The 10,810-nt window shown below is 72.5% G+C and carries 11 protein-coding genes and 1 pseudogene; 4 read left to right on the top strand and 8 right to left on the bottom strand.

What is annotated here, in order from left to right; translation table 11 throughout:
* Together GT042_RS18405 and GT042_RS18400 are read right to left on the bottom strand one after the other, a co-directional pair.
* Positions 1-275: pseudogene (locus tag GT042_RS18405) on the bottom strand (peptidase M28); the annotation flags it as partial.
* Between the two features lie 148 nt (positions 276-423).
* The gene (locus GT042_RS18400; RefSeq protein WP_161309809.1) at positions 424-855 is read right to left on the bottom strand and encodes a protein phosphatase; all 432 of its coding nucleotides are present in this window, start codon (positions 853-855) and stop codon (positions 424-426) included.
* 107 nt (positions 856-962) lie between these two features.
* Between GT042_RS18400 and GT042_RS18395 the strand changes: the two genes are divergently transcribed.
* On the top strand, positions 963-1,199 hold the full coding sequence (locus tag GT042_RS18395) for a hypothetical protein (protein WP_161309808.1): 237 nt from the start codon (positions 963-965) through the stop codon (positions 1,197-1,199).
* Positions 1,200-1,334: 135 nt separating this feature from the next.
* Here the strand turns inward: GT042_RS18395 and GT042_RS18390 are convergent, their stop codons facing one another.
* Positions 1,335-2,195, bottom strand: a complete 861-nt coding sequence (locus tag GT042_RS18390; RefSeq protein ID WP_161309807.1) for a hypothetical protein — start codon at positions 2,193-2,195, stop codon at positions 1,335-1,337.
* Between the two features lie 156 nt (positions 2,196-2,351).
* The gene (locus tag GT042_RS18385) at positions 2,352-3,578 is read right to left on the bottom strand and encodes a cysteine desulfurase-like protein (protein ID WP_161309806.1); all 1,227 of its coding nucleotides are present in this window, start codon (positions 3,576-3,578) and stop codon (positions 2,352-2,354) included.
* A 165-nt stretch (positions 3,579-3,743) separates the two neighbouring features.
* Between GT042_RS18385 and GT042_RS18380 the strand changes: the two genes are divergently transcribed.
* Positions 3,744-5,249 (top strand): metallophosphoesterase, encoded by a 1,506-nt coding sequence (locus GT042_RS18380; RefSeq protein ID WP_161309805.1) that lies wholly within the window; start codon positions 3,744-3,746, stop codon positions 5,247-5,249.
* A 32-nt stretch (positions 5,250-5,281) separates the two neighbouring features.
* Here GT042_RS18380 and GT042_RS18375 read toward each other — a convergent pair whose 3' ends face one another.
* Positions 5,282-6,160: an SDR family NAD(P)-dependent oxidoreductase gene (locus GT042_RS18375; protein ID WP_161309804.1), complete on the bottom strand. Its 879-nt coding sequence runs from the start codon at positions 6,158-6,160 to the stop codon at positions 5,282-5,284.
* A 375-nt stretch (positions 6,161-6,535) separates the two neighbouring features.
* Between GT042_RS18375 and GT042_RS18370 the strand changes: the two genes are divergently transcribed.
* Together GT042_RS18370 and GT042_RS18365 are read left to right on the top strand one after the other, a co-directional pair.
* Positions 6,536-7,729, top strand: coding sequence for an SGNH/GDSL hydrolase family protein (locus tag GT042_RS18370; RefSeq protein ID WP_202533075.1), 1,194 nt, complete (start codon positions 6,536-6,538; stop codon positions 7,727-7,729).
* 216 nt (positions 7,730-7,945) lie between these two features.
* Complete coding sequence (locus GT042_RS18365; protein ID WP_161309803.1) at positions 7,946-8,368, top strand: hypothetical protein; 423 nt, start codon at positions 7,946-7,948, stop codon at positions 8,366-8,368.
* Between the two features lie 134 nt (positions 8,369-8,502).
* Here GT042_RS18365 and GT042_RS18360 read toward each other — a convergent pair whose 3' ends face one another.
* From GT042_RS18360 to GT042_RS18350, 3 genes are all read right to left on the bottom strand, one after another.
* Complete coding sequence (locus GT042_RS18360; protein WP_161309802.1) at positions 8,503-9,489, bottom strand: aldo/keto reductase; 987 nt, start codon at positions 9,487-9,489, stop codon at positions 8,503-8,505.
* 81 nt (positions 9,490-9,570) lie between these two features.
* A complete protein-coding gene (locus GT042_RS18355; protein ID WP_161309801.1) occupies positions 9,571-10,350 on the bottom strand; it encodes an ATP-binding cassette domain-containing protein in 780 nt (259 codons plus the stop codon).
* Positions 10,347-10,810: ATP-binding cassette domain-containing protein (locus tag GT042_RS18350; RefSeq protein WP_161309800.1), on the bottom strand; the 464-nt coding region annotated here is incomplete at its 5' end. The genes GT042_RS18350 and GT042_RS18355, both read right to left, overlap by 4 nt.

Below are 10,810 nucleotides of genomic sequence, written 5' to 3'. Positions count from 1 at the left end.
CGGAGGTTGGCGCCCGCCACCCGCCGGTGCAGACGGATCTTCAGCGGCATCGCGCGATGCCCCGGCCCGTCGGCCGAGCCCCACCGCCACCGCACGTCGAACGGGTCGCGGTGCACGTCCCAGCCGGCCTCGGTGAGGTGGTCGGTGACGTACTCCTCGGCCCGTTCCATGGCCTGCGGGGCGTGCCGGCGGCTGCGGGGCTCCCCGGCCAGCGCGGTCACATGACGGCGCAGCAGCGCCGGATCGGCCTGAAAGGGGTGCGTGGGCTGTGTCATGGGACCTTCCTGCTCCTCGCCGGCCGGACACACGGGTGCGCGTTCCCCACACGATCACATGCTCCCGTGCGCGCGGCACGCTCCCGTGCCGGATGTCGGCCGAGGACGGCACCGGCGCCCGGCACGCGACAGGTCCCGGCGCCGGTGGTCAGGCGGTGAAGCGGCGGACGTACCGCCGCTGCCACGGCGTCTCGACGGCGTGCCGGGAGTAGTGGGCCCGCACGTACTCCACCGCCCGGTCCGCCGGGACGCCGTCGAGGACGGCGAGACAGGCCAGGGCGGTGCCCGTACGGCCGCGTCCGCCGCCGCACGCCAGCTCGACGCGCTCGTCGGCCGCCCGCTCCCACACCTCGCCGAGGACGGTCCGCGCCTGCGGGCGGCTGCTGGGCAGCCGGAAGTCGGGCCAGCGCAACCACCGTGTCTCCCAGGGGACTTCGGGCGGCTCCTTGCCGAGCAGGTACACGGCGAAGGACGGGGTGGCACCGGCCGGCAGCGGCCGGCGCAGACCCCGTCCCCTGACAAGGCGTCCGGAAGGCAGGGTGAGGACTCCGGTGTCGGTGGGCCGCCAGGTGTCGGTCATACAAAAACCGTAACGGCCGGCCGCGGGCCACGGAGGTGAAATCCCGTACGGCGGGGCCACGGCATCGTGACCTCGGGGCGCCCCGCCGCGTTACACGGACCATGAACATGCGCCGATTCCTCACCGCAGCCGCCGCCGGCTCCGCCCTCCTCGCCATTGTCGTCCCCGCCGCCCACGCCGTCGATCTCGGCAACACCCTGGACGGCGCGGCGCGTGCCGCGGGCGCCGTCGCGGGGGAGGAGGGCGAACACCGCCCCGACCTCGGCGAGAAGGTGAACGCCGCCGAGGGCATGGTGCGGGGCGGGGCCGCCGTGGTGAAGTCCGCCAACGACCTGGTCAACTGAGGCCCGGGAGCCGACCGGGGCCCGGGACGGGTCGGGTGGCGGTCCCGCGGCCGGGACCGCCACCCGGGTGTCCGGGCCCGCCGCCCGCTCGGACGGTCGGGCCTGCACGTCGGCCCGTGGGCCGGTCGTCGTACGTCAGCCCGTGCGCTGGATCGTGTAGATCGCGTAGACACCGCACTGCGAGCCGGACGACTGGCCGACGATCGACCAGCCGCTCGGGATCCTCGTCGGCCCGCAGACCTGCATGACGGTCTGGGTGGTCGGCTTCACGACCGTGTAGACGGTGTACACCCCGCACTGGGCGCCCTGCTGGATGGACGTGATGACCCAGCCGTCCGGGATGGCGGACTGACCGCAGTCCGTGATCGTGGTCTGGTCGGTGATCTTCAGCAGGGTGTAGAGGGGGTAGGCGCCGCATCCCGCGTTGTTCTGCATGGCGGTGATGACCCAGCCGTTGGGGATGGCCGAGTGGCCGCACGCCTGGATCGTCGTACGGTCACCGAGTGCGGTGACGGTGTAGACGGTGTAGGCCCCGCACTGGGCGCCCTGCTGGACGGAGATGATGACCCAGCCGGGCGGGATGAAGGACTGGCCGCAGTCCGTGACGGTGGTCTGGTTCGTGATCTTCAGGAGCGAGTACACCGGGTACAGGCCGCACACGCTCGAGTTCTGCATGGCGGTAATGACCCACCAGTCGGGGATGGGCGAGTTCGAGCAGGCCTGGATGGTGGTCGCGGACCCCAGCTCGGTGATGGTGCGGGACCCGTAGCCGCTGCACCCCGCGGTCGTCTGGTTGATGATCACCCACCCGGCGGGGACCGGGGTGTAGCCGCAGATCGTCGTCGTGGCGCCCTGAGCCGCCGTCCCGGCCGCGACGGCGGCGGGGGCGCCTGTCAGCGTCGTACCGCCGAGCAGCAGCGCGGCCACCATCAGCCACCGCGCCATGAGCCGCCCCGACTTCAGCCGCCCCGTCATGAGCCGTCGCACAGTACCCATCCCTGTTCCTCCTGGTCGCACCCGTGTTGATCGCGGCTGAGAGCTTGGCAGAGCCGTACTCCCGGCCGCCACCCTCAACAGGGGTTCCTGGCATACCAGTTGGATATCGCCGCCGCCCGTACGCAGGCCCCCGTCCGGCGCTCTCCCACGTCACGTCTACGGCTGTCGCAGGAAGTCCGCCAGGCCCTCCAGCAGCCGGTCGACGTCCTGGGCGTTGTTGTACGGCGCCAGGCCGGCCCGCAGTCCGCCGGTGTCGCCGAGGCCCAGACGGCGGGACGCCTCCAGCGCGTAGAACGAACCGGAGGGTGCGGTGACGCCGCGCCCGGCGAGATGGCGGTACGCCTCCTGGGTGTCCCGGCCTTCGAGGGTCAGCAGCAGGGTCGGCGTACGGTCCGCCGCCCGCGAACGCAGGGTGACCGGAGCGAGGCCGGCCAGGCCCTCCTCCATCCGCCGCCGCAGGCCCTCCTCGTGCTCCTCCAGCGCCGCGAAGGACCGCGCCAGCCGCTCGCGCCTGTCACCGGTGTCGCGCGGGGAGGACGGGCCGCCGTCGGCGAGATCCGCCAGGAAGTCCACGGCCGCCCGCACGCCCGCGAGGAACTCGTAGGGCAGCGTGCCCAGTTCGAAACGCTCGGGGACCACGTCCGTGGAAGGTGCCAGCTTGTCGGGCGCCAGCCCCTCCAGCAGTCCGGGCGAGGCCGCGAGAACCCCGAGGTGCGGACCGAGGAACTTGTACGGCGAGCAGACGTAGAAGTCGGCGCCCAGCAGCCCGACATCGACGAAGGAGTGCGCGGCGTGATGCACTCCGTCGACGTAGAACAGGGCCCCGCGCTCGTGGGTCAGACGGGCGATCCCGGGGAGGTCGGGCCGGGTGCCGATGAGGTTCGAGGCTCCCGTGACCGCGACCAGCCGGGTGCGCTCCGACAGCACCGCGCCGATGTCCGCCGGGGACAACTCGCCCGTCGCCGGGTCGAAGTCGGCCCATCGCACCGTGACCCCGGCGGCCTCGGCCGCCCGCACCCACGGGCGGATGTTGGCGTCGTGGTCCAGCCGGGTGACGACGACCTCGTCCCCCGGTGACCAGGTCTTGGCGAGCGTCCTGGCGAAGTCGTACGTGAGCTGGGTGGCGCTGCGGCCGAAGACGATGCCCGCCGGGTCCGCGCCGAGCAGATCCGCCATCGCCTGCCGGGCGCCGGTCACCGTACGGTCCGCGTTGCGTTCCCCCGGCGTCGCCGTCCCCCGGTTGGACAGCGGGTTCGCCAGGACCTCGGCGATGGCGTCGATGACCTGCCGGGGGGTCTGCGTACCGGCGGGCCCCTCGAAGTGGGCACCTCCCGCCTCCAGCGCGGGGAAGTGCGAACGGACGGCGTCGATGTCGTACGTCACGAAGGACTCTTCTCTCTTCTTCCGGTCTTCCGGTCTCTTCTTCCGGGCGAGCGGTGGCCTGCCGGTCTTCCGCACCATCATCGCCGTCGGCGCGCCCGTTCCGCCCGCCGGGCGGGTCTCCACCCCAACCTGCCCGTGCCCGGGAAGAGTTGTTAGGGTGCGGCGGTGTCTCCCTCTTCACGTGACTCGGCAGCAGGCGCAGGCTGGCACGGTCAGGAGCCGGGCGAGGAGCCCGGCCGCTACCGGAACCTCATGCCGGAGCGCACCACCCACATCTCCTGGCTGAACCCGGCCACCCTGTGGAAAGCGCGCAACGGCGTGGTCGCCTCCCTGTTCGGGGACCCGACCGGCGACGACCGGAACCGCTGGGTACGGGGACAGCTGGACCGGGGCGCCGCACCGGACCTGGTGATCGAGCGGGACGACCCGGACACCTTCTCGTTCATGCTGCTCGCGGACACCGGTGAGGGCGACGCCCCGCAGTACGCGGTGGTGCCCGGCTTCCTGAAGGCGGCCGAGGGCACCCGCTTCGCCGTCCTGTCCAGCGACGTCATCTACCCGGTCGGCAGCGCCGACGAATACGGCCCCAAGTTCTTCCGGCCGTACAAGGACTACCCCGCGCCCGTCTACGCCGTACCCGGCAACCACGACTGGTACGACGGCCTCAACGGGTTCATGCGCGTCTTCTGCGACGCCCCCGCCCTGCCGCCCGCCGCCCGCCCGAAGCCCCTGTCGGCCGGCTGGTGGCGGGCCCTGCTGTGGCGGCGCCCCGGCACCGTGGACGAGCAACTGCTCGCCGAGGCGCGGCAGTTGCGGTCCGCCCCCGAACAGCAGGCCGCGCAGCCGGGACCGTACTGGGCCGTCGACGCGGGCCCGCTGCGGATCATAGGCATCGACACCGGTCTGCTGGGCGGCATCGACCGGGAACAGGGGGAGTGGCTGCGCCGCGTCTCGGCCGGGCCCCGGCCCAAGATCCTGGTGACCGGCTCGCCGATCTACGTGGACGGCGCCCACGAGCCGTGTGCCATCGAGGGCGGGGGCACGGTCGACGACATCGTCCGCGACCCCGACTGCCACTACATAGCGGCCATAGGCGGCGACATCCACAACTACCAGCACTACCCGGTCGACGTCGACGGCAGGACCGTCGAGTATCTGGTCGCCGGGGGCGGCGGGGCGTTCATGCACGCCACCCACACCATTCCGCGCGTCGCGGTGGCCGACGTCACCGAAGGGGACTTCCGGTGCTACCCGCTGCGCGGGGACTCGCTGGCCTTCTACAGCAAGCTCTACGGGCGGCGGCTGCGCATGCGCCGCTTCTTCGAACTCACCGCGGAACAGGCGGGGGCCGTCATCGCCGAGCGCCTCGGCGTGACGCCGACGCGGGAGACGAACGCGCCGGTGACCCGCCGTACGAGACTGGTGGCCTCCCTCCTCGGTGTGCCCGCCCGGCCGGACGCCAAGCGCCGGTTCCGCCTGCCGGTCCGCAAGATCTACGCGCAGGCCTTCTCGCCCGGCTCCACGACGTACACCCCGCCGTTCTTCAAGAGCTTCCTCCGGCTGGACGTCACCCCGGACCACCTGCGCATCCGGTGCTTCGCGGCGACCGGCTACCGTACGGAGGAACTGGCACCGCCCGTCGAGGACGACTTCACCATCCCCCTCCGCTGAGCGGACGTCGGCACCGGTCCGCCGGACAGGCCCTATGCGGTCAGCAGGTCGAGCGACACCTGCCACAGCCGGGCCGCCGCCTCGGGGTCGAGCGCGTGCGGCGCGACGCCCCGGGGCGGTCCGCCCGGTAGGTGACGCGGTGCCTCGGCGCAGTCCTGGAAGTAGCGCCCGCCCGCGCCCTCGACATGGGGCGACGCCGCCAGCAGCACGGAGGTGGCCGCCGCCTGCGCGGGGGTCCTGCGTTCGGCCTCCGTCGCCCCGGCGTCCAGTGTGTTGACGGTGATGCCGTCGTCGGCCCACCGCCGGTACGCCTCGCCCGCGAACAGCACGTCGGCCGTCCTGGACTGCCCGTACGCCGCCACGGGGTCGTACGGGCGGGTACGGAAGTGGAGGTCGTCGAAGTCCAGCGGCGCCCGCAGGTGGGCGTCCGAGCCGACCACCACGACCCGGGCCCCGCCCGTCTCCGCCAGCGCGCCGTGGAGGCCGGTGGCGAGGGCGAAGTGGCCGAGGTGGTTGACGGCGAACTGGAGCTCCCAGCCCTCGGGGGTCCGCCGCTCGGGTGTCTCCCGTACCCCGGCGTTGTGCACGAGCATGTGCAGCGGCCCCTGCCACGCGGCGGCGAACGCGGCGACCGACGCCCGGTCGGTGAGGTCCAGCGGGGCGATGCGGACTTCCCTGGCGCCCGTGGTGTCGATGATGTCCTCCGCCGCCCGCCGTCCCGCCTCCGTGTCCCGTACCGCCAGCGTCACGTCGGCGCCCGCGGCGGCGAGCGCCCGCGCCGTCTCGATCCCCACCGGGGAGGCCCCGCCCGTCACGACGGCGAAGCGGCCCAGGAGATCAAGGCCGGCCATCACCTCGGCGGCGGTGGACCGGGCGGTGAACGGGGTGGTGATCAGCGTGGACTCGCTCATGGGACGTCCTGCCTCGGGGCTCAGGTGCGGCGGTCGCGGAGGGCGTGGTCACGCCCTCGGCGGAAGGCGCTGGTCGTGCCCCCCACGCAACCACGGGGCGATGCCCCCGACCACCGGGGAACGGCCTCCCGCCGGGCCGTACACCCGGGTCCCCTGTCACGGACGCGCGCCCGCCGAGCGGTGTTCTCCCCACCGCAGGATGCGCCGAAAGAGGCAGTCGCCCGCCTCCGCCGCCGGTCCCGCCTCCGCCGCCGGTCGCGGCGGACGTCTCGGGGCACCCGGACTGGGGGTGGTCACGCCGGTGCCGAGGGGGTAGGTGGTGGGGGAGGGGCGCCCCGGCCGGGGGCGCCTCACTCGGACAAGGGACAGTCCCCCGTGAAGCGAACCCCCCACATCCTTGCCGCGGGCGCGGCAGCGTTGATCATGACCGGAGTCCAGACAGGAGTGCAGGGGACGGCGTCGGCCGCCCCCGCCGCGGGCCCGTGGACCGGCACCTGGGCCGCCGCGCCGCAGAGCGGCGGCGACACGTTCACGCAGCAGACGGTCCGTCAGATCGTCCGTACGAGCATCGCGGGCACGTCGGCGCGCGTCCGCCTGTCGAACGCCTTCGGCAACGCCCCCCTGACCGTCCAGGACATACATATCGCACGCCGCACCTCGGGTTCCTCGGTGAACGCCGCGACCGATCGTACGGTCACCTTCGGCGGCCAGCGCGCCGTCACGATACCCGCCGGCGGCTCGGCGGTCAGCGACGAGGTCGCGTTCCCGGTGGACGCCCTGTCGGACGTGGCGGTGAGCTTCCACCTGCCCAGGACCACCGGCCCCGTCACGTACCACCAGTCGGGACTCCAGACCAACTACGTCGCCGCGGGGGACGTGAGCGGCAGCGCGACGCTGACCAACGCCCGGACGACCAACAGCTATTACTTCCTCTCCGGGCTCGACGTGGTGAACCCGGCGGCGGAGGGCGCCGTGGTCACGCTCGGCGCGTCGATCACCGACGGCATCGCCTCCAGGAACGACGCGAACCGGCGCTGGCCGAACGAGCTGGCGAGCAGGCTGGCGGGGGCCGGGCGTACCGTCGGCGTGCTCAACCAGGGCATCAGCGGGAACCAGCTGCTCACCGACGGCGCCGGGCAGAGCGCCCTCAACCGGTTCGACCGGGACGTGCTCTCGCAGCCCGGCGTCCGGTGGGTGATCTTCGCCGACGACCCCATCAACGACCTGTCGAACACCAATCCCACGGCGGACCGGCTGATCGGCGGACTCAAGCAGTTGATCACGCGCGCCCACGAACGGGGCGTCAAGTTCCTCTGCTCCACGCTCACCCCGTTCGAGGGGGCCGGTGGGTGGAAGCCGGAGCTGGAGACGAAGCGGGCCGCCGTGAACAGTTTCATCCGGGGCGCGGGCAGTGGGTGTGACGGTGTGGTCGACCAGGACGCGGCGACACACGACCCGGCGCGGCCGACGAAATTCCGTGCCGAGTACGACAGCGGTGACCACCTGCACCCCAACGAGGCGGGGCTCCGGGCCATCGCGGGAGCCGTCGATCCGGCCCTGTTGCGATGACTCGGATAAGGTCCATATAATGTGATGCAGGTCACAGGAATAGGGGTGAATGGACGGGCATGGACCGTTCTCCTCACGAGTTACATACATATGTCTCCGGTTGGGAATCGGAGGCAAGCGAGCCGCCCTCGGCGTTTGTTGACGCCCCGCGACGACCCACTTCCTGGCTTTCATATGCGGTGCCGCCCGGATGCGGTACCGAGGAGGTGTTTGACGATGGCTCTCAGCCCTCGTTTCGCGCTCAACAGCATCGGACTCATCGCCGGCGCGTTTGTGGCGGTGGTGGCCATGGCCTTCACGGCCTCCGTGGCCGGCTGGATCGGCTTCGGAGTGTTCACCGGTATCGCGGTCCTGGGGATCGTGGGAGCTGTCTTCGCCCGCAAGGCGGCCGCGAAGGCGGGACACGGCCTGCTGGCCGCGGTCGCGCTGTGGTCGCTGATCGCCTCGCTGATCTTCTCCGGCTCCGCGCTGACCTGGCTGGTCTTCGCGGGCGGGGTCGCCCTGGTGGCGGTCGCACTGGGAGACCTGTTCGCACACGAACTGCGCACCGAGCGGGTGGTGCACTCCCTGGAGGTCCGCCGTCCGGCGGAGAACATGTCCGACACGACGCCGGCACGGTCGAGCCACATCGCCGCCTGACGCGGACCGCGTGACGCGGACATCGACGTGGTGAGTCGGTGAGGAAGCCCACGGCCCCCGAGGCCGTGGGCTTCCGTGCTGTCATGGGTGTCACGGGCCCGGTCGGTAGCCTGCGGCACACCAGGGCGTACGGGCTACCGCGCCGCGTCCAGCGCCGCCCGCTGTTCCGGCGTCAGCTCCAGGTCCACCGCCGCCAGGCTCTCGTCCAGCTGCGCCACCGAGGACGCCCCCACCAGCGGGATCACCGGTACCTCACCACCGATCAGCCAGGAGAGCACCACCTGGTTCACGGTCGCGCCGGTCTCCCGCGCCACCTCGCGCAGCGCGGCCCGGCGTACCGGCGTGCCCGCGTGGTCGAAGCCGGGGTCCAGCGGCTTGTCCTCGCGCACATAGCCGCCCGACAGCAGCGGCGAGTACGCGACCAGCGCCAGCGACGGCTCGGCGCGGACGTAGCTGAGCAGGTCGCCGCCGAGGATGCCCTGGTTGCCGTCGGGGGAGCGCGGACCGGGCTGGTCGGTCCGCCGCCGCAGGTAGCTGTGGTGGTACTGGAGGACCTCGTAGCCCGGCAGACCCGCCGCCGCGGCCAGTGCGCGGGCCCGCTCCACCCGCCACGCCCAGTGGTTGCTCACCCCCAGAAGACCCACCCCGCCCTCCGCGACCAGTTCCGCGAACGCCTCCACCGTCTCCCGGAGAGGCACCGCCGGATCCTCGACGTGCGCGTACAGCAGATCCAGCTTCTCCACGCCGAGCCGCTCCCGGCTCCGCTCCGCCGACTCCCGGATCACCTTCGCCGAGAGGCCCTCGATGTTTTTGCTGAACGTGCTGGTCGGCACGTTCGGCCGGGCCCCGAGCTTGGTGGCGATCACGATCTCGTCCCCTACACCCCGCGCGCGCCGCCACCGGCCGAGCAGTGCCTCACTCTCCCCGCCCTGGGTGCCGTCGACCCAGAACGCGTAGTTGTTCGAGGTGTCGACGAAGGTGCCGCCCGCCTCGGCGTACCGGTCCAGGATCGCGAACGACGTCGCCTCGTCCGTGACCGAGCCGAACAGCATCGCCCCCAGGCTCAGCACACTGACCTCCCGGCGCGTCGCCGGATCCGCCCCGATCGTGCGGTACTTCATACGCCCGTCCCCTCGTACCGCCCGGCGACTCCGGGCACCCGTCGGCAGTCTGGGCGTTGAAGAGCACTCCAAGTCAACCGGTCAGACGCGGTCGGACGGCCCGTCCGGCAGCCTCGGCACACTGGCGATCAGCCGCCGGGTGTACGGGTGGCCGGGCGCGCCCAGGACCGCGCGCGTGTCGCCCTGCTCCACGATGCGGCCGTTCTCCAGCACGGCGGTGTGTTCGCACAGCGCGGCCACCACCGACAGGTCGTGCGAGACCATCGCGATGGTCAACCCCCGTGATTCCTTGAGCTCTTCGAGCAGATCGACGATCCGCACGCGCGTGGTGACGTCGAGGGCGCTGACCGGTTCGTCCGCCAGCAGGACCCGCGGGTCGCACACCGTCGCCCGTGCCAGGGCGATTCGCTGGCGCTGCCCGCCGGAGAACTCGTGCGGATAGCGGTCCCCGGTGTCGGCGGGCAGCCCCACCCCCGCCAGCGCCGCCGCCACCCGCTCCGCGGTGCCGGAACCGGCCAGGCCCAGGGAGCGCAGCGGCTCCGAGACGATGTTCCGTACCCGCTGGCGCGGATCCAGCGAGGAGTACGGGTCCTGGAAGACGCTCTGCACACTGCGCCGGAACGTCCGCATCCGCGCCCGGTCCCCGATCCGCAGCGGCTCCCCGTCGAAGAGGACCTGCCCGCTGGTCGGCCGGGTGAGCCCGAGGAGCAGCCGCAGCATGGTGGTCTTCCCGGCGCCCGACTCACCCACCAGCGCCACACTGCGGCCGGCCGTGATGTCCAGGGTGACGCCGTGCAGGACGGGAGCAGCGCCCCGGTAGGCGAACCCCGCCTCCCGGGTGGCCAGGACGGGGGCGTTCATCGCGTGATCCGTTCCAGTGCGTTCTCGAAGGTCCTGGCACTCGCCACCAGCCCCTTGGTGTAGGGCTGTCGGGGCGCGTGCAGGATGTCGGCGGTGGATCCCGACTCCACGGCCACGCCGTCCTTGAGGACGACCAGCCGTTCGGTGACCCCGGAGACGACGGCCAGGTCGTGGCTGACGAACAGCAGCGCCATGTCCTGTTCCGTGATCAGCTCGTTGAGCAGCCGCAGCATCTCCGCCTGGACGGTCACGTCGAGCGCGGTCGTCGGCTCGTCGGCGATCAGCAGGGCGGGCTCGCACGCCAGGGCCATCGCCAGGGCGACCCGCTGGCGCTGCCCGCCCGAGATCTCGTGCGGGAAGGCCCGTGCGATCCGGTCCGGCTCCGGCAGCCTGACCCGGTCGAGCGCCGAGGCGACCGCCCGCCGCAGCTCCGTACCGCGCAGCCCCCGGCGCCGCCGCA

The sequence above is a fragment of the Streptomyces sp. SID3212 genome (assembly GCF_009865405.1).
In the GTDB taxonomy this organism is placed as follows: domain Bacteria; phylum Actinomycetota; class Actinomycetes; order Streptomycetales; family Streptomycetaceae; genus Streptomyces.
This window is presented reverse-complemented; position numbering and strand designations above follow the sequence as displayed.